Annotated in this window: 18 protein-coding genes and 1 pseudogene; 16 read left to right on the forward strand and 3 right to left on the reverse strand. The window is 41.5% G+C overall.

From position 1 onward, the window contains the following. Window positions 1–8 precede the first annotated feature (8 nt). The 14 genes from KH180_RS09635 (at window position 9) to KH180_RS09700 (ending at window position 15,508) form a co-directional block, all read left to right on the forward strand. Window positions 9–587, forward strand: a complete 579-nt coding sequence (locus KH180_RS09635) for a DUF4428 domain-containing protein (RefSeq protein WP_290759705.1) — start codon at window positions 9–11, stop codon at window positions 585–587. A 1-nt stretch (window position 588) separates the two neighbouring features. Further along, window positions 589–846, forward strand: coding sequence for an HPr family phosphocarrier protein (locus tag KH180_RS09640; RefSeq protein WP_290759707.1), 258 nt, complete (start codon window positions 589–591; stop codon window positions 844–846). Window positions 847–1,056: 210 nt separating this feature from the next. Beyond that, on the forward strand, window positions 1,057–1,965 hold the full coding sequence (gene nadA / locus KH180_RS09645; protein ID WP_290759709.1) for a quinolinate synthase NadA: 909 nt from the start codon (window positions 1,057–1,059) through the stop codon (window positions 1,963–1,965). Window positions 1,966–2,009: 44 nt separating this feature from the next. Further along, the gene (locus tag KH180_RS09650) at window positions 2,010–3,317 is read left to right on the forward strand and encodes an L-aspartate oxidase (RefSeq protein ID WP_290759711.1); all 1,308 of its coding nucleotides are present in this window, start codon (window positions 2,010–2,012) and stop codon (window positions 3,315–3,317) included. Beyond that, window positions 3,286–4,140 (forward strand): carboxylating nicotinate-nucleotide diphosphorylase, encoded by an 855-nt coding sequence (gene nadC / locus KH180_RS09655; RefSeq protein WP_290759739.1) that lies wholly within the window; start codon window positions 3,286–3,288, stop codon window positions 4,138–4,140. Before KH180_RS09650 ends, nadC begins: the two co-directional genes overlap by 32 nt. 499 nt (window positions 4,141–4,639) lie before the next feature. Beyond that, window positions 4,640–6,445 carry a trypsin-like serine peptidase gene (locus KH180_RS09660; protein WP_290759713.1) on the forward strand — a complete coding sequence of 602 codons (1,806 nt, stop codon included), beginning with the start codon at window positions 4,640–4,642 and terminating at the stop codon, window positions 6,443–6,445. Then, window positions 6,442–7,008 carry a hypothetical protein gene (locus tag KH180_RS09665; RefSeq protein ID WP_290759715.1) on the forward strand — a complete coding sequence of 189 codons (567 nt, stop codon included), beginning with the start codon at window positions 6,442–6,444 and terminating at the stop codon, window positions 7,006–7,008. Before KH180_RS09660 ends, KH180_RS09665 begins: the two co-directional genes overlap by 4 nt. A 273-nt stretch (window positions 7,009–7,281) precedes the next feature. Continuing rightward, on the forward strand, window positions 7,282–9,255 hold the full coding sequence (locus KH180_RS09670; protein WP_290759717.1) for a BglG family transcription antiterminator: 1,974 nt from the start codon (window positions 7,282–7,284) through the stop codon (window positions 9,253–9,255). Between the two features lie 277 nt (window positions 9,256–9,532). Next, window positions 9,533–10,231 carry a ribulose-phosphate 3-epimerase gene (locus KH180_RS09675; protein WP_290759719.1) on the forward strand — a complete coding sequence of 233 codons (699 nt, stop codon included), beginning with the start codon at window positions 9,533–9,535 and terminating at the stop codon, window positions 10,229–10,231. Between the two features lie 4 nt (window positions 10,232–10,235). Next, window positions 10,236–10,664 carry a PTS sugar transporter subunit IIA gene (locus KH180_RS09680; protein ID WP_290759721.1) on the forward strand — a complete coding sequence of 143 codons (429 nt, stop codon included), beginning with the start codon at window positions 10,236–10,238 and terminating at the stop codon, window positions 10,662–10,664. Window positions 10,665–10,678: 14 nt separating this feature from the next. Further along, window positions 10,679–11,746: a PTS fructose transporter subunit IIC gene (locus tag KH180_RS09685; protein ID WP_290759723.1), complete on the forward strand. Its 1,068-nt coding sequence runs from the start codon at window positions 10,679–10,681 to the stop codon at window positions 11,744–11,746. A 32-nt stretch (window positions 11,747–11,778) separates the two neighbouring features. Then, a complete protein-coding gene (locus KH180_RS09690; RefSeq protein WP_290759725.1) occupies window positions 11,779–12,093 on the forward strand; it encodes a PTS fructose-like transporter subunit IIB in 315 nt (104 codons plus the stop codon). 147 nt (window positions 12,094–12,240) lie between these two features. Further along, on the forward strand, window positions 12,241–14,595 hold the full coding sequence (locus KH180_RS09695; protein WP_290759727.1) for a glycyl radical protein: 2,355 nt from the start codon (window positions 12,241–12,243) through the stop codon (window positions 14,593–14,595). A 1-nt stretch (window position 14,596) separates the two neighbouring features. Continuing rightward, window positions 14,597–15,508, forward strand: a complete 912-nt coding sequence (locus tag KH180_RS09700; protein WP_290759729.1) for a glycyl-radical enzyme activating protein — start codon at window positions 14,597–14,599, stop codon at window positions 15,506–15,508. Window positions 15,509–15,583: 75 nt separating this feature from the next. Here KH180_RS09700 and KH180_RS09705 read toward each other — a convergent pair whose 3' ends face one another. Continuing rightward, a complete protein-coding gene (locus KH180_RS09705) occupies window positions 15,584–15,739 on the reverse strand; it encodes a hypothetical protein (protein ID WP_290759731.1) in 156 nt (51 codons plus the stop codon). Between the two features lie 83 nt (window positions 15,740–15,822). Here KH180_RS09705 and KH180_RS16845 point away from each other — a divergent pair. After that, a pseudogene (locus KH180_RS16845) lies at window positions 15,823–15,885 on the forward strand (helix-turn-helix domain-containing protein); the annotation flags it as partial. 115 nt (window positions 15,886–16,000) lie between these two features. On the opposite strand, the gene mobC reads toward KH180_RS16845, so the two are convergent. Together mobC and KH180_RS16965 are read right to left on the reverse strand one after the other, a co-directional pair. Further along, entirely contained in the window at window positions 16,001–16,255 is a 255-nt protein-coding gene (gene mobC, locus KH180_RS09715; RefSeq protein WP_290759733.1) for a plasmid mobilization relaxosome protein MobC, read from the reverse strand. A 178-nt stretch (window positions 16,256–16,433) separates the two neighbouring features. Beyond that, window positions 16,434–16,511, reverse strand: a complete 78-nt coding sequence (locus tag KH180_RS16965) for a hypothetical protein (protein ID WP_442859914.1) — start codon at window positions 16,509–16,511, stop codon at window positions 16,434–16,436. Window positions 16,512–16,900: 389 nt separating this feature from the next. On the opposite strand from KH180_RS16965, the gene KH180_RS09725 reads away from it, so the two are divergent. After that, window positions 16,901–17,054, forward strand: a 154-nt coding sequence (locus KH180_RS09725; protein ID WP_290759741.1) for a MerR family DNA-binding transcriptional regulator, incomplete at its 3' end; no start/stop codon positions are given.

Raw genomic sequence — 17,054 nt, forward strand, 5'->3', positions numbered from 1 at the left:
GTATGGAAATGAAGACATGTGATATCTGCCATGCATCTTTGGGCATGCTGAAAAAATTCCGTTATTCAGATGGATTTATCTGCAAGGACTGTTATGAAAAGGCCAGCAATCATTTTACAGAAACGATCACCAAGAAAAGTTTTGAAGAAATCAAGGAATTGTGTGAAGAGAAGAAAGAATTCACGGAAGACTTTGAGATAACCGGAAGAATAGGAAACTATATTTTGTTCGATGAGAAGAACGGAAAAATCTGTCTTCTGAATAACCGTATCAACCAAAAAAAGATGCAGGATCCGGAATTTTATACTCTGGATGAGATCAGCGGCTGCAGGATAGAAGTGAGACCCGCCGTGCCTTTGGATGAATTACAGGAAAAAATGAAAAAGAAAGATGCGGGAACCGTAAATCAGCTGAAAGTTACGATTGATTTACAGGGCGGCAGGCAGAAGGATATTACCTTAATCGAAAACCCTGTCAGAATCAAAAGCTTTGCGATGAAGCAGTCCTTCTCTTTTGCAGAACGGATCACGGAGGCAATCGGGAGGCTCAGAGACGGAGATGCCCAGGAATCAGCAGGAAGGAGATAAAATGAAGCAGTTTGATTTTGAAGTGCAGTCACCGGTGGGGATTCATGCACGGCCGGCTGTGCTTCTGGTGGAAAAGGCAAAGACCTACAGCAGCAGGATCGTAATAAAAAAGGGAGATCTGAAAGCCAATGCAAAAAATATAATCTCTCTTCTGACACTGAAGGCACAGCAAAATGAATCGGTCACGTTTGTTATCGATGGAGACGACGAGGAGCAGGCAGCCAAAGAACTGAGAGAGTTTTGTATCCATAATCTTTAAACAGACAGCATCTTTATCAACGGAATCGGCGCCGTTGATAAGGATGCTGTTTTTAAGGACTTTCAAGTTACCTGAATATTTTGTCAAAAGTAAAGCATTTATGCCGGAAACACCTCCTAAATACTTGATAAGGGCTGTTCAAAGTGGTATATTAAATCTTAGTATGGAATCATATCAGTTGGGAAAATTCCCTTGCTAAGGAGGAAAAGGATGGACAACCTCGCAAAAGAGATTGAAGAGTTAAAAAAAGAAAGAAATGCGGTCTTATTGGCCCATTATTATGTAGATGACGAAGTACAGGCAATAGCAGACTATGTGGGAGATTCCTACTATCTGGCAAAGGTGGCACTGAAGGAGTCAAAGGATGTGATTTGTTTTGCCGGTGTCAGCTTCATGGGTGAAAGTGCTAAGATTCTGAATCCTGACAGAACAGTCATCATGCCGGATCAGCTGGCAGACTGTCCTATGGCGCACATGGTAGATATAGATAAGATACAGAAGGTACGGGATGAGTATGATGACCTGGCCGTAGTCTGTTATATAAATTCTACAGCGGAGATCAAATCTTATTCTGATGTCTGCGTGACGTCTTCCAATGCCATGAAGATTGTCAGTTCACTGCCTCAGAAAAATATTTTCTTTATCCCGGATGAAAACCTGGGAAGGTATATTGGATCAAAGCTTCCAGAGAAGAATTTTATTTATAATGATGGTTTTTGCCATGTACATACAAGTATCACCGCAGATAACGTAAAAAAAGCCAAGGAAGCACATCCGGACGCAGAGATTCTGGTGCATCCGGAATGTACGATGGATGTAGTGGATCTGGCAGACTATGTGGGAAGCACATCCGGCATCATCGATTATGCCACTGCCTCCAATGCAGAGAAATTTATTATCTGCACAGAGATGGGCGTATTATACGAACTGAAACAGAAGAATCCGAACAAAACGTTTTATTCTGTGGGGCACAGACAATTCTGTCCGAATATGAAAAGGATCACGCTGGAGAATGTCAGAGATACATTAAAAGACCTGAAAAATCAGGTGGAATTGGATGAGACATTGCGGCTTAACGCAAAGAAAGCGTTGGATGAGATGCTGCGCATCGCTCAGTAAACGAAAAGCAGCGTTTCGTTCAGGGGAAAGGATTAATTTTAATTATGAGATCAGCAGATGTAATTGTGGTTGGAACCGGGGCCGCCGGATTGTTTCATGCCCTGTTTCTTCCTAAAGATTACAGAGTTATTATGATGACAAAAGCAGAAGTTGAGGAAAGTGATTCTTTTCTGGCCCAGGGCGGTATCTCGGCTTTGCGGGATGAAAAGGACTACGACCAATATTTTGAAGATACCATGAAGGCCGGGCATTATGAAAATGACAAAGCGGCTGTGGACAAAATGATTGTCCGTTCCAGAGAGATCATTGATGACTTGACAGCATTCGGCGTAGAGTTTGATGAGAGAGACGGGGAGATTGAGTATACCAGAGAAGGCGGCCATTCTATTTTCCGTATTCTTCATCACGATGATGTTACGGGAAAAGAGATCACCAGCAAGCTTTATGAGGAAGTCAAACGGCGGGATAATATTGAGATACTGACCCATTGCACGATGATTGATCTGATTGAAGCAGAAGGCGCATGCCGTGGGATTGTCTATGTAACTCCGGAGGGAGAGGTAGACTGTATTTATGCAGGCAAGACAGTGCTGGCCACAGGAGGTATGGGCGGGCTGTTTAAGCATTCTACTAATTACAGTCATATAACAGCTGACGGTCTGGCCATCTGCCTTAAGCACAATGTGGAGATACAAAATATCAACTACATACAGATTCACCCTACTACTTTTTATTCAGACAAGCCTGGAAGAAGTTTTCTGATCTCAGAGTCTGTGAGAGGGGAGGGGGCTTACCTCTACAACAAAGACGGGGAACGCTTTGTGGATGAGCTTCTTCCAAGAGATATAGTGACTGCTGCCATCCGGGAGCAGATGGAAAAAGACGGCACAGACTATGTGTATTTGTCTGTGACCCATCTGGACGGTGAGCGGATTAAACAGAGATTTCCTAATATTTATAAGCAGTGTCTGGAAGAAGGCTATGATATGACAAAAGAATGGATCCCGGTTACGCCGGCCCAGCATTATTTCATGGGAGGGATTAAGGTGGATTTACGAAGCCGTACTTCTATGAAAGATTTATATGCAGTAGGGGAAGCCAGCTGCAACGGTGTCCATGGAAAGAACCGTTTGGCGAGCAATTCTCTGCTGGAGTCTCTTGTCTTTGCGCTGGAATCCGCAGAAGATATTACAAAAGAACCAAAGAAACCTGAGCAGTGTCAGGTGGATTTAGGAATGTATCAGGATGTGTCCGGTATACAGGAGGATAATAAACGACTTGTACTGGAGGAGATCAAAAGAAAGGATGGGGATTTCTATGATAAATGGTGTAACAATGGCGGTAAACATTGATGATTATCTTTTGAATGCGCTGAAAGAGGACATCACAGGTGAGGATGTCAGCACAAACTCCGTGATGCCGGAGCCGAAACAGGGAAAAGTAGATCTGATCTGCAAGGAAGATGGAATCGTGGCAGGACTTGAGGTATTTCACCGTGTGTTCACCCTTCTCGACGAGAAGGTAGAGTTTGAGACGGAACTTTCAGACGGGGATGAGATCAAAAACGGCCAGCTCATGGGGACTCTCCGGGGGGATATCCGTGTCCTTTTGTCAGGAGAGAGAACAGCACTGAATTATCTCCAGCGCATGAGCGGAATTGCGACCTTTACCAATTCCCTTGTAAAAGAACTGGAAGGATCTTCTACACAGCTTTTAGATACCAGGAAGACAACTCCGAATATGAGACCGTTTGAAAAGTATGCGGTTACCGTAGGCGGAGGGAAAAACCACAGATATAATCTGTCTGACGGGGTTATGTTAAAGGATAACCATATCGGTGCTGCAGGCGGCGTGCGGGAAGCTATTTATATGGCCAGAGCGTATGCTCCGTTTGTAAGGAAAATTGAGGTTGAGACAGAAAATCTTGCCATGGTAAACGATGCTCTTGAAGCAGGAGCGGACATTATTATGCTGGATAATATGTCTGACGACATGATGAGGGAGGCTGTGCAGATTATCGGAACCCGTGCCCTCACTGAGTGCTCCGGCAATGTGACGAAAGACCGGTTAAAGAAAATCAAAGAGATTGGGGTTGACTTTGTATCATGCGGTGCACTGACACACTCCGCACCAATTCTGGACATCTCATTAAAGAATCTGGAACCGACAGAGTAAGAAACTAAAAGGCTGTAGAATCGATAAGATTTTACGGCCTTTTTTACACTTCACGTTCATGTTCGATTGTAATAAAATATAAAAAAGTTTGATCTATCAATTGTCTTTACGTGGTGTTTATCCTTTATAATATACTTATAGTTAAAGCGTTAAAAAATTCACATACCAAATGGCGGTACATAGCCATCTCATTATCAATCACCTTGTTTATATAGATTCTTTCTACGGTCATAATTCTTCTAAAAGCATAATAGACAACTTCCCTATAATTCTAGAGACAGAGGGGATAAGTCCTTCATTTCGGTACTGTGCAAAATGAATGGCCATCCTTGGCAGTAGAATATTTTTTGCAAAGACCAGAAATATTGTTAAGAAAAGTTTGCCCACAATGTCCAAGTCTGAACTGATAAATTAATGATAGGGAGATAAAGAAAAGCTGGTTACTTTATTTCTTTTTGCAAAGAACTTATAATCATTATTTAAATAAGGAGGAAGAATTATGCAAGATTATATGACCATGAATATGGTAGAACAAGAATATGTTACAGGAAAGAAAATACGAAGACTTTCAGCACTTTCGTTTCCAAATGTACCATATGATAAGGTACAGGCAATGCCGGATGATTCAAATGATTCTAAGAACGAACATAATACAGATAATCTGCTTTTAAGAGGTGCCGTTGGTACGGATAATAGAACCGTTGTAAAAAATCCTCATAAATTAGGATATGCCAGATATAATGGGAGGGTAGAATCTGAGTTTTTCCAGGAAGATGGAAACATAATAGTTAAACATGGTACAGGATTTGTATTTGCAAATAATTGGGTGATGACTACTGCATTTAATATTTATGATCCAAAAACAGATAAATTTGCAGATCGTATTTTATATTATCCTGCTTTGGGAGGAAATCTTGATAATTTAGTTTATAACCCTGTTGATATTACTAGGGCATTTGTTCATCAAACAGTTATATCATATATTGGAACAGAAATGTTTCCTTTATATAACATCGCTTTTTTAAAGTTAGATGAAATAGCTGAGAAACCAGAGGGATATTGTGGTTTCAGATATCAATATCAAAGTTATGTTGATGAGGGAGTAATGCTGCTTGGATATCCAGAAGATTTACCAAAAGATGCACAGGACAGTGTAAAAGGAACCTATATGTATCGCGGAATGGGGACTATCACTCGCTCTGATGATTCTTATTTATACCATTATGCAGATACATCAAAAGGATATGAGGGAGCACCTATGTATATGTATTGGGGAGATCAAAATGGTTATGTTACAATTGGCATCAATGCCTATGAAGGAACAGGAAAAAATATTGGGCTTAGAATCAATCAGTACATTTTTGGAGCAATGAAAATGATTAGGAATAATGGAATGCAATTAATAAATTATTCCCAACCACAAAAACCTGATAACTCTAATAAAGTAAATATTTCAACAATATTTGATGCTATCAGATTATTAGGAGAAATGTTTATAGAGTATAAATTGAAAACAGTAGAGATTAAACCTGATATGAGGACAGTGATTATAGGGATATGTAATTATTTACGTCATATTCGTTATGACGATGTAATGTGGGCTGTTTCTTTATTTGATCCAATAGATACTGCATTTGTTAATTATGTAAAGTCAAATAATTCTGAACTTGCAGATGAACTGAATGAATACATTGGGGAAAAATCCATGGAATTAAAGGATGATGGAGACGGAATTATTGATTTTGCACATTTTGCAGCAACGCTAGAAGGATATGTTGGACTAACACCAGTTTCAGATTTTTGGACTGGGTGGGGAGCGGATTTAGCAACAGGTATGGCTAAAACTTCAAAAGTATTAATAGAAAATTATCCACAGGACAGTATAAGCAAGTATTTGATAACCAAAATTTCTTATGAACTCATAGGAGCAGATGATAGTATAAGTCCATGTAATTTCAGTGATTTTTGTGCAGATTTTGATGCAATAAAAGTTTCTGAGCTTGTGACGCAAATGGAAAGGGAGCAAATTCTTCATTCAGAGCAAGCTACAGGACATGAACTTGCCAATATTTTAGAGGAATATTATACTGGAATATATAAAAATAGGTTTCAGTTCATATTTATGGATCTACAGTGTTCATTAAGTTCGGGGGTACAACAGATTAGTGATGCAATTTATGAAAAAATGACTGGAGCAGATGAGGAGCTTGGACTTTTAACTACTTTTGGGAATAATCCATCAGAACAAGTAATTCAAGATTGCTGTAACGCATTGGCAAATTATATTCAACAGGAGATTAAATGAGACGATTTGACTATTTAAAATGTTTTACTTATATTTTAATTATAATTGCTTTAGTAATTTGGTGCGGACTCAGCGAAGGATATGCCTTCTATATAAATTCATTTTTACAGTATAATCGTTTGCTTATATGGATGTTAGCAATCATAATAATCCTATGTTTTTTCTTTGTTATCCCTGCAGGATCAATAGCTGCACATATATTTATTTTAGGTTTAGGGTGTTGTTTGTTTTTTGGAATGAGTCTTTCGCAGGGGATAGGAGAACAGCAGTATTTTATGGAAATTATGCCAAAAGACAGAGCGCATAAAATAATAATAAACGAACGAAAGGAAATGTTTCAATGCCGTGGAACTATCTATGAAAGAAAAAATGCTATATATATAAAGAGGATTGGTGAATATACAACGGATTTTCTGTTTCCGGTTAGAGATGGAGACTATACAATAAAATGGGAAAAACAAGGGTTTGTTATTAAGTATAAGCATATCAAAAGAGAGATTAAATTACAAAATGGTGAGAAAAGAAGCAATGAAGAAAGCATAAAAATTTTATATGATAATTAGTAAATTGAATTGGCTTAAAGAGTCTGAAGGCTAGTTGGGAAATTAATAATTGAAAATAAAGGATAGCAGACGCCAAGTAAAATAAGCAAGTCTAATCTATCCTTTATTTTTTTACCAAAAAATATTTGCAGATAAGCAGAATAGTCAATAATTTTAAAAGAGTGAAGAGAGGGTTTGTATAAATTGTTTGGAAATTGACAGAAGTACAAAAAAGGTATAAAATAATAAAAATTAATAAATTATAATAAAAAATAATAAAGGAGGAGCCTCAATATGCTTTCCAAAACTGCATCTGAAATTATGAAAGTACTGATTCATCAGGATGACGAATTTATTACATATGAGAAAATTGCAGGATTGTTGGAAATCTCCCAGCGCAGTGTTCATAGCTATATGAAAGAAATAGCGGGGTTTTGTGATAAAAGAGGCTATCAGCTGATCCGGCAGAGGGGAAAAGGGGTTTGCCTGCATGCGGGCATTCACAAGAAGGAGCTGGAGGAAACATTTCCGAGAGATCAGGTGTCCTGTGAGACGAGAAAGTACCGTATCAATTATATTGTCAGAACTTTGATCGAAAGCGGGGAACCGTATACGGCGGCACTGTTTTCAGAGGAATTGTTTGTGTCCAAAGCTACCATACGAACAGATATTGAAAAGGCAAATAAGACGTTAGAGCCTGACAGAGTATTGATTCATCAGATTGTTGGAAAGGGCATTGAGATCCGGGGAAAAGAATTTGATTTAAGGAAAGTGTTAGTGTGCAGGAACCAAAAAGTTCTTTATGAGCAAAATAAGCAGGATTGGATTACACCGGACTACAGGATAGATCAGTTATCCTATGTAAGGCTCATATCTCAGTACAGGAAAAATACAGTAGATAAAGTAATCGGCAGCATTCAGCAGCTGGAAAGGCAGATCGGCTGTCAGTTTAATGACTATACGTTCTGTATGATCACAGAGTATGTGAGCAATCAGATAAACCGGCTGAAAGCCGGACACTTTTTGGAGGAGTCTATGATCAGCCGGCTGACACTGGTAGAAGAGATTGCTGACTGGACTGATATTTTTACAGGAATTTTAAACAGGCAGTTTCAGATGAATATAAATCCTAGGGAAGGGCTGTACCTCTATATTCTGCTTCTGGGAGCAGAACTTCAGAATAGCAGCAGGATTGTCAATAAGAAGTTTCTTATAGAAAAAGAAATCTGTATCGAAGAAGTAGCTCAGAATATGATTCAGTATATTTCATCTATTGTAGGAAGAGATTTTATAGAAGATCCGCTTCTTAAAACAAGTGTGGCTTTATTTCTGAACAGCTCCTTTGTGAGAGTGAAGTTTGGTTTTGAAATAAGAAATCCATTTTTGGAAGATATCAAACAGACTTACTCTGCTATTTTTTCTGCTTGTTTTACCGCCAGTAAAGAGTATGAGAGCCTTGTGGGGGCGCTGCCTTCAGAGGATGAGATTTCATATATGGCGATTCTGTTTGGCGGAGCAATAGTACAAAAAAAGCGGGATGTAAATACAGTTATCATTGGAAGCGGCGGCGTGGGTATTGCTCAGATCATTGCAAGAAAGATTGAAAATAAGATTTCGGATATCAATATTATCTCTGTACTGCCGGCTAATGCAGGAGTAATGATTGATGAGAGCCAGTATGATTTGGTTATCACAACGGTTCCATCACTGAAAGCAAGGCATCCCCACATTGTGTATACAACACCCGTGGTGGGAGAGCAGGATATTTACCGGATCAAAAAACAGTGCAGTGAGATGAAAGCCGAACAGAAGAATCTGGAACAGCAGTGGACGATTAAAAATCTGATGCAGGATGATTTGATTCTGATAGAATCTGAAGTAACGACAAAAAAAAGTCTGCTGAAAAAAGCCTGTGACTTGCTGGAAGGCGGAGGGTACGTTGAAGAAGGATTTTTTGAGGATGTTCTCAGGAGAGAGTCGATCAGTGCGTCGGTTCTTGGAGGAGGCGTGGCTGTCCCCCATGGGATGGCAAACCTTGTGAAAAAGCCGGCTGTTGTCATTATAAAAACAGACCAAAGAGTAGAGTGGGAGGAGGGCAGTGTGGATGTGATCTTCCTGCTGGCTCTGAATTTTGAAGATATTCAGTCAACCAGAGCCTTTTTTGCAGCCTTTTATGAAATGACAATGGAAAAAAACTCTGCACGCCTGATTCGGAAGGCCAAGAGTAAGGAAGAAATAAAAAAAGTCATCATGATGAATTCTGATTGAGTGATGACAAAATTCAGTGTTTTAAAAAGAACAGCTGTGGTATTTGATATGTCCCATAAACTTTAATCTTGGAACATATCAAATACCACAGCTTTTTTCATTACTGCAATTTAACATTTACATTTGTTATCCTGCAAAAAATGGATTTGTACAATGCGTATGTTCTCTTTTTGCAGTTGGATTTCTGCAAAAAGAGAAGAAAGCACCTGTTGAATAAGAGAAAGAATGAATATAAAATAATATCAAACAAAAGAAAATAATAAAAGAAAGGAATGTTATGTTACAGGCAGAAGAGAAACAAATTATGGTGTCTGCATCGGTTTCCTGCATGGATCTCTGCCATCTTGGAGATGCGGTGAAAGAAGCAGAACAGTCAGATATCTCATTTTTTCATTATGACATGGTTGACGGCCGGTTTAATAATTGCTTCATATTATCAGAAACCCTTCTGGAACACATGAGAAGGGCAGCGAATCTTCCTGTTGAAGCACATTTGGCAGCCTATGAGCCAGAACGCTATATAAATTTATATGCAAATGCCGGAGCCGATTATCTTGCAGTACACTATGAGGCTATGGAAGAACCATTCAGGATATTTGCTCAGATCCGAAAGGCGGGATGTGTGCCGGTACTGGCATATAAGGCGGAAACACCTCCGGGAGATGATTTTGCAGAATTGGCCGCAGAGGTGCCATGGGTTTTAAAGCTTACAGTTAATCCCGGTTTTTCCGGGCAGAAAATGCAGGAGGGTGCTGTGAGCCACATCAGCAGAATGAGAGAGATGCTGAATACTGCAGGGCTGAAAACGAAGATACAGGCGGACGGAAATATCAGCCAGGAAACAATCCCTAAAGTAGTAAAAGCTGGGGCAGATATTTTAACCGGAGGGACATCAGGATTGTTTGTAAGAGGGAAAGCGGTGAGGCAGTGCTGCAGTGAGATGATTGAGACAGCGAAAAAGGCGAAGGGAGAATAAACAGATGGAGCTGATGAATGAAGGACTGATCGTATTTGACATGGAAGCGGAAACTAAGGAAGCGGTTGTTGCAAAAATTGCTGATGTTATGGACAGACAGGGACGGCTTAGAAATAAGAACGGGTATGTGGCGGATGTTTTAAAAAGAGAGGAGGGAGCGCCTACAAGCATTGGGTTTCTCATAGCTACACCCCATGCAAAATCTGTACATGTCATGGAACCTTCACTGGCATTTGCAAGACTGAAAGAGCCTGTACAGTGGGCAAATGAGAAAGTAAAAATTGTATTCCAGATTGCTGTGCCTGATCCGGGGCAGGGAGAAAAACATCTGGAGATTTTAGCGAAGATCTCCAGGAAGATTATCCATGACGATTTCAGAGAAGGGTTGATGAGGGCAGCAAATAAAAAAGAAGTGTTGGAACTGGTTCAATAAAAAGGAGAGAGAAGATGAATGAGTTTGCAGGAATTTTTAGAGATACAAGAAAACATTTGATGAACGGCGTTTCTCATATGATCCCATTCGTTGTGACAGGAGGGATTCTCATGGCTGTGGCGGTCATGGCTTACGGACAGGGAGGTGTTCCGCCGGAGGGAACGTGGATGGCAACTCTGTGGACATTCGGATCTACTGCACTGAACCTGATGGTACCGGTGCTTTCTGCGTATATCGCAGCTTCTATTGCAGACAGAGCAGGAATCTGTCCGGGCTTTGTAGGAGGCATGATCTCCATCAATGTGGGAGCCGGTTTTCTGGGAGGTATTGTCACCGGACTGCTGGGAGGCGTTGTATGCTATTATTTAAAAAAGGTCAAAGTGCCAAAAGCACTGAGCTCGATCATGCCTATCATGATTATTCCGATTGTAGGATCACTTGTAACTATGGGATTTATGCAGTATATCTTAGGAGCGCCTATCGCCGGAATCATGGATGGAATGACAAAAGTCATGGAACATTTAGGAAATGGAAACAAAGTAATTCTGGGGGCTGTGTGCGGGCTGCTTGCAGGATTTGACTTTGGAGGACCTTTTAATAAGGTGGCATATACATTCGGCGTAGCTACTGTAAGTGCCGGAGTCTATACATATGCAGGGCCTATGGCAGTGACGATGACAGCTCCGCCGCTTGGATGTGCGCTGGCAGCATTCCTTGCAAAGAAAAAGTTTACACAGGAAGAAAGAGAAGCAGCAAAGAGTGCCGTTGCCATGGGATGCGTGGGTATTACAGAAGGGGCGATTCCTTTTGCTGCAAACGATCCCCTGCGTGTGATTCCGTCTACGATGATCGGAGCGGCTGTGGGCGGAGCTGTGGGATATCTGTTTAACATCACCAATCCGGTTGCCTGGTCCGGACTGATTATGCTCCCTGTACTCGGCAATCCAATCGGATTCCTTATTTCCCTGGCTGCTGCTGTGGGAGTAACGGCTGGACTCATCATCCTGCTGAAAAAGGATATCACAGAGAGTGCAGAGGATACAGACGGAGATAATCTGGAGATTGACCTTTCATTTGAATAATCAATAAAATATATTTACAGGAGGAACAGAAAATGAAGTTTTTAGCAGTGACGGCCTGTCCGTCTGGAGTGGCACATACTTATATGTCAGCAGAAGCATTGGAAAAGGCGGCAAAAAAGCATGGAATCGAGATTAAAGTAGAAACCCAGGGCTCCATAGGAATTGAAAACCAGATCAAAGCGGAGGATCTTTGTGGTGCAGATGCGGTTATTCTTACAAAAGATATGCCTATTAAGGATGAGGAACGTTTCGAAGGAATTCCAAAGGTGAGAGTTGGTGTCAGTGACGCTGTAAAAAAGGCGGAAGCGATCATAATAAAGCTTGAAAAGATGGTAAAAGAGCTTTGACGGATTTTAAAGAGCAGCTTAGAAATAAGCTGCTTTTCTATTGCATTAAAATAGCGTCAAGGCCTTGAAAAATAATAAAAAATAATATATAATAATAAAAAATAATAAATTATGAGTTTAAAAAGGCTGCCAGGAAAGGAGCGGGAGATGAACGAATTATTTCAGACAGAGAGAGTAACATATCTAAAAGATAAAATGTTGTCAGAACCAAGATATGCATCCATTGAACAGGCATTGATCATCACGGAAAGTTACAGGAAGAATGAAGATAAACCAAGAATTATACAGAGGGCACTGGCGCTGAAAGCTTCGCTGGAAAACATCGGAATCAGTGCAGAACCCGAAGAACTAATCGTAGGAAACAGGACGGCCGGAGTACGCTATGGTGTTGTTTTTCCTGAGAGCGGCAGCACGTGGGTAGACCGGGAGTTTGAAACTCTCCCCACCAGGCCGCAGGATAAATTCAATGTTCATCCGGAGGATATAGATACATTCAGAAAAATCATAAAACCATACTGGGAAGGGAAATCCCTGGAGGATGTGCTGAACAAGCGGTATGGAAAAGAAATAGACGAGATTGCAAAAGTGGTAAAGATTAATCAGAAAGACCATGCGCAGGGACATATCTGCCCCAACTGTACAGAATGGCTCAGGCTTGGGCCGGCAGGACTTGAGGAGCAGGCCAGAAAGAAGCTTCAAACCTGCGGCAAAGATCAGAGCGATTTCTACGAAAGCGTGATCCTTGTTATGGAAGGGGTGAAAAAATTCATGGTCCGGTACTATGATTTCATCATGTCCATGGCAGAGACTGAAAAAAACGAGGATAAAAGAAAGTCCATGGTCCAGGTGGCAGAAAACTGCAGGAAGCTCAGCAGCCATCCGGCAGAGACATTCCATGAGGCGGTCCAGTCCGTCTGGTTTTTATTTGTGGTGCTTCAGATGGAATCCAATGCGTCTTCTTTTTCTCCCGGACGTCTGGACCGGCATCTGATCCCGTATTATGAAAAAGATATAAAAGACGGAAAACTTACAAAACAGGATGCCCTGGAGATCATTGAATGTATGTGGCTTAAATTCAATGAGATTGTATATATGAGAAATTCCCACGGTGCAAAATACTTTGCGGGATTTCCCATTGGTTTTAATATCGCAGTCGGAGGCCAGGATGAGGAAGGGAATGACTATTCCAACGACCTTTCTTTCCTGTTCCTTCAGGCGCAGAAACACCTGGGCCTGCCTCAGCCGAACTTATCTGTAAGACTTCACGAGGGTACAGGGGATGAACTGCTCCACGAAGCAGTGCGGGTTGTGGCAAAAGGAAGCGGTATGCCGCAGTTTTTTAACGATAAGGCAGTGATCCCATCCATCATGGAGCTTGGAATTGAAGAAAAGGATGCCATGGACTATGCTGTCGTGGGCTGTGTAGAGCTGACAACTCAGGGGAATAACCTGGGATGGAGTGATTCTGCCATGTTTAATCTGAATAAAGCGCTGGAAGTTGCCATGACCGGAGGTACATGTCTTTTGACCGGGGAAAAGATAGCCCCTGATTTTGGGAATCTTGAAACTTATGAGACCTTTGAACAGCTGGAGGCGGCATTTCAGAAACAGATTGACTATTTTATGGATAAAATGATTCTTGCCTGCGAGGAAGTAGAAAAAGCCCATATTGATCTGCTGCCTTCTCCATTTCTGTCAGCTTCCATTGATGAGTGCATGGAGAAAGGAATGGATGTGACTGCAGGAGGGGCAAAGTATAACTTATCGGGGATTCAGATGATACAGGTGGCAAATCTTGCAGACAGCCTGGCCGCAGTCAAAAAGTTGGTTTATGATGAGAAAAAGGTTTCTCGAAAAGAACTGCTGGATGCACTGAAAAATGACTTTGAGGGCTATGAAATTCTCCGTACGATGATGCTTTATAAGGTTCCGAAGTATGGAAATGATGTAGACTGGGTGGATGCTATGGGTACCAAATGGGCTGATTATTTCAAGAATCGTCTGAGGACATTTACCAACTACCGGGGAGGTCCTTATCACACAGGAATGTATACGGTGTCAGCACACGTGCCTATGGGAGAGAATGTGGGAGCTACACCGGACGGGCGTCATGCTCTGGAGCCTCTTGCAGACGGCGGTATGTCACCGGTTTATGGAAGAGATGTGACAGGACCTACAGCAGTTTTGAAATCTGTCTCAAAGCTGGATAAAACACTCACCACAAACGGCGGCCTGCTCAATATGAAATTCCTTCCTGAATTTTTTCAGAATGAAACCGGAATCAAAAAATTTGGCAGCTTTTTAAGAAGCTTTGTGGATTTGGAAATACCGCATATCCAGTTTAATGTGGTGAGAAAGGAAGACTTAATTGCTGCCAAAGAGCATCCGGAACAGTACCGTGGGCTGACTGTGCGTGTGGCCGGTTACACCGCATATTTTACAGAGCTGGCCGATGAACTGCAGAATGAGATTATTGCCCGCACAAGCTATGGAGATATTTGATATGGACGGGAGAGTATTTGATATTCGGAGGTTCTCCACTCATGACGGGGATGGTATACGAACCACTGTATTTCTAAAGGGCTGCCCCCTGTCCTGTGTGTGGTGTCAGAATCCGGAGGGAATTGCCTGGGAGAGAAGGCCTGTCTGGTTTGAAAACCGATGTATTGGCTGCAGCAGCTGCGTTCACAATTCCAAGGCCCGGGGAGTCAGGATGGAAGGGACAAGGGTGGTGTTGGATCCGAATGCCCCTGAGGACTGGAACGCCCTGGCTGATCTGTGTCCTTCAGGAGCTCTTCAGATGGATTCCCGGGTGTGCAGCACCGGGGATGTGATGAAAGAGATCCAGAAAGATCTGGTGTTTTACCGGCATGGAGGAGGGGTTACTTTGTCCGGAGGAGAGCCGCTTTTTCAGTGGGAATTTGCGCTGGAGATTTTAAAGAAGTGCAAAGAGAAAGGGATCCACACGGCCATTGAGACTTCCTTGTCTGCCTCACAGGATGTGCTGGAACGCCTGCTGCCTTATCTGGACAGTATTTTTGCGGATTTTAAGATTGCAGACGATGAAAAACACAGAAAATATACAGGGGTATCCAACCAGCAGATCAAAAAGAATTTGAAATTCCTGCTGGAGTCAGATAAAAAAGACAGGGTTACAGTACGTACTCCTATGATTCCGGGGCTTACTGCCTGCCGGGACAATATAAAGGAGATTGCCTCATACATCAGCGGTATCTATCCTGCTGCTGCCTATGAAATTTTAAATTATAATCCTCTGGCAGAAGCCAAGTACCATTTGATTGACAAAACGTTCTGCTTTGAAGAAAATCCTAAGATGTATTCAAATGAGCAGATGCTGGAATTTAAACAGTGGGCAGAAGAGGGCGGTGTAAAAAATGTGATAATGGAATTATAAAGTAAGTGATTCTTCACTATCTCCAGTCGGCTCTGGAAAGGCCTCCTTCCGATAGTGAAGAATCACTTATTGTTATCAGTTCTCTTTTTCTTCTGACTCTTTCATTTCTATGAGCCTGCCGAGTTTTTCATCAATGCTTTTTAATTTTCTATAAAATAATATTATAATGATGGCTATTAAGGCTATATAAAAAAATCCTATTAAATTAAATGCTAAAGCTGTAACTGTCATTGTGGTCTTCTTTCTTTTGAGTTTAATTGACAATTAAGTTTTTATTTTAATGAGCAATTATGAAGAAGAGTTATAGTTTTTTGGAGCTGACCCTAAAGGCAAAGGGCTTGTTGTCGCAAATGCTGTCCTTGCCGGAGGACTGGGACTAACAACACGTCCATCGTGGACGAACTGGAAGCAAAGATAAAAGCCGGGGGCAGATTTTCCTGCTGATCTTGCCTCTGCCGTTTGTGCTTTTGATAGGCTTAATCTTTGTAACCGTCATATTTCTGCAAGTACCCCCTTGATTTTCTCTATGTACTCTTGGTATACGCTGCCCGTGGCGTTCATCCGGCGCGCTATCTGGTTGACGTTGACCCCCCCTCCGATTTTCTGTATCTCTGCTGTCATTGCCTTAATGTCGCTATGGTCTATCTGAATGATATATCCGTCAATCAGCAGTTTCTGCTCTATCAATTCCCTTTCCTGTTTGTTGACCGGGACGCGCAGGATAAGCGGTCTTGTCCTGTTTGCCATTGTATCGCTCCTTTCTGTTTTTCGAGGGTTTGGGACACTTCCTAGTGCTTGCTACGAAACTTTCTTCTCACTACCTACAACACCGGGAACCTCTGATTTGGCGGACTTTTGCAAAAGAAAAACGCCGCAATTTGCGACGTTTCCAATAGCTGCACAGACAAAGAAACGGAGGAGTTTATTACCCCGTTTCCTTGCTGTTAGCTTCCTGTATTCCCTTTGCAGTTGCCGTCATAATCATTAAGTTCCGGCTGCTCATATCGGCAAGCAGACTGTCGAGCTGCCGCCGCCCAGTGGATTTGTTCGTTTCCTCGTTCGGAAAAAAGAACTGGTCTACCGACACATCTAAAAAGGTGACAAGTTCATAGAAGATTTGCAGGCTTGGGTGCTGTCCGCTAACTGATTGCGCTATATGCCCTTTGCCTTTCTTACTTCTTTTATGGCTTGACCGAAAGCCTTAAAATCATACTTCACTTTGTCCTGCTTCATATTTTTCACCCTATTACCGTTCATTTTTATTGTTTGGATATGAATACACATATCATGGTATTGATAAGAATAGAACATATTATTATTAACTTTCAGAAGTGCAAAATCGGCTTGAAGTGTATGAAACTTCAAGTATAATTATGTACAGGTGGTGATAAGATGTTTAAAATAGGTGAGTTTTCAAAGATAACACAAGTATCTATTCGTATGCTTAGGTATTATGATGAAGTAGGGCTGTTAAAGCCGGAAGAAGTCGATAAATGGACGGGGCACCGAATGTACTCGGTAACTCAAATACCCCGCCTAAATAGAA

The organism is Anaerostipes sp. (assembly GCF_018381315.1).
In the GTDB taxonomy this organism is placed as follows: Bacteria; Bacillota; Clostridia; order Lachnospirales; family Lachnospiraceae; genus Anaerostipes.

Excerpts from the sequence above, each read along its gene's own strand:
- mobC (WP_290759733.1), bottom strand. The coding sequence starts at position 16,255 with ATGGCAAACAGGACAAGACCGCTTATCCTGCGCGTCCCGGTCAACAAA.
- KH180_RS09650 (WP_290759711.1), top strand. The coding sequence starts at position 2,010 with ATGAGATCAGCAGATGTAATTGTGGTTGGAACCGGGGCCGCCGGATTG.
- KH180_RS09640 (WP_290759707.1), top strand. The coding sequence starts at position 589 with ATGAAGCAGTTTGATTTTGAAGTGCAGTCACCGGTGGGGATTCATGCA.
- KH180_RS09665 (WP_290759715.1), top strand. The coding sequence starts at position 6,442 with ATGAGACGATTTGACTATTTAAAATGTTTTACTTATATTTTAATTATA.
- KH180_RS09695 (WP_290759727.1), top strand. The coding sequence starts at position 12,241 with ATGAACGAATTATTTCAGACAGAGAGAGTAACATATCTAAAAGATAAA.
- KH180_RS09685 (WP_290759723.1), top strand. The coding sequence starts at position 10,679 with ATGAATGAGTTTGCAGGAATTTTTAGAGATACAAGAAAACATTTGATG.
- KH180_RS09660 (WP_290759713.1), top strand. The coding sequence starts at position 4,640 with ATGCAAGATTATATGACCATGAATATGGTAGAACAAGAATATGTTACA.
- KH180_RS09705 (WP_290759731.1), bottom strand. The coding sequence starts at position 15,739 with ATGACAGTTACAGCTTTAGCATTTAATTTAATAGGATTTTTTTATATA.
- KH180_RS09690 (WP_290759725.1), top strand. The coding sequence starts at position 11,779 with ATGAAGTTTTTAGCAGTGACGGCCTGTCCGTCTGGAGTGGCACATACT.
- KH180_RS09675 (WP_290759719.1), top strand. The coding sequence starts at position 9,533 with ATGTTACAGGCAGAAGAGAAACAAATTATGGTGTCTGCATCGGTTTCC.
- KH180_RS09635 (WP_290759705.1), top strand. The coding sequence starts at position 9 with ATGAAGACATGTGATATCTGCCATGCATCTTTGGGCATGCTGAAAAAA.
- KH180_RS09670 (WP_290759717.1), top strand. The coding sequence starts at position 7,282 with ATGCTTTCCAAAACTGCATCTGAAATTATGAAAGTACTGATTCATCAG.
- nadA (WP_290759709.1), top strand. The coding sequence starts at position 1,057 with ATGGACAACCTCGCAAAAGAGATTGAAGAGTTAAAAAAAGAAAGAAAT.
- KH180_RS09700 (WP_290759729.1), top strand. The coding sequence starts at position 14,597 with ATGGACGGGAGAGTATTTGATATTCGGAGGTTCTCCACTCATGACGGG.
- KH180_RS09680 (WP_290759721.1), top strand. The coding sequence starts at position 10,236 with ATGGAGCTGATGAATGAAGGACTGATCGTATTTGACATGGAAGCGGAA.
- KH180_RS16965 (WP_442859914.1), bottom strand. The coding sequence starts at position 16,511 with ATGAGCAGCCGGAACTTAATGATTATGACGGCAACTGCAAAGGGAATA.